Genomic DNA, 806 nt, shown 5'->3' with positions numbered 1-806 from the left:
CAGATACAAGGAGCGGCTTCAGCCGCGACGGGCCGTCCCGATCGCGCCCCGTCGCGCGGCCGAAGGGCGCCCCGACACATCGCTCCCCCCATCGGGATGAGAGACCGGGGACATCGTTCCCTCGGCCAAGCGGCCGGGTCGGGCGCCGCACAGCGTCCGCCATCGCGGCGACGCCGCAGCGCCACCGCCACCGCCACCGCCACGCCGCGCTCACGCACTCTGTACTCACCGGTACAAATAATGCGCCGGCTGGCGTACGCTACCGTTTGGTGGCGGCGCCGTTCCGACCCGGCGACGTTCTTCCTCTCCCCAGGAATCAGCGACTTGAGCAACCACGACCCAGACTCCTCACAGGCGCCGCGGCAGGCCGCCGCGCGCGATGCCCACGCCGGCCAGGGCCAGTCCGGCTCGCCCCGGGACGACAAGGGCCATGACGACGACGGCAAGTCCGACACGCCGTCGCCGCTGAAGAACCCCAAGGTCAAATGGACCCTGCTGCTGATCGGCCTGCTGGTGGTGATCGGCCTGGTGGTGTGGCTGATCTATTACCTCACCACCGGCCGCTACCTGCAGGAGACCAACAACGCCTATCTGCAGGCCGATACGGTGGCGGTGGCGCCGCGGGTCAACGGCTACGTGACCGCGGTGTATGTGCGCGACAACCAGACGGTGACCGCCGGGCAGCCGCTGCTGGAGATCGACCCGCGCACCTACCGCGCCACTCTGGAGCAGGCGCAGGCCGCCATCGCGGTGCGCCAGGCCGACATCGCCGCTGCCGAGGCCGGGCTGCAGGCGCAGCGCGCCAG

At 70.8% G+C, this 806-nt stretch carries 1 protein-coding gene; it reads left to right on the top strand.

The features are described from left to right. Nucleotides 1–324: 324 nt before the first annotated feature. Nucleotides 325–806, top strand: a 482-nt coding sequence (locus D180_RS06880; RefSeq protein WP_017912210.1) for a biotin/lipoyl-binding protein, incomplete at its 3' end; no start/stop codon positions are given.

It is taken from the genome of Xanthomonas sp. SHU 166, assembly GCF_000364685.1.
Taxonomy (GTDB): Bacteria; Pseudomonadota; Gammaproteobacteria; order Xanthomonadales; family Xanthomonadaceae; genus Xanthomonas_A; species Xanthomonas_A sontii.
This window is presented reverse-complemented; position numbering and strand designations above follow the sequence as displayed.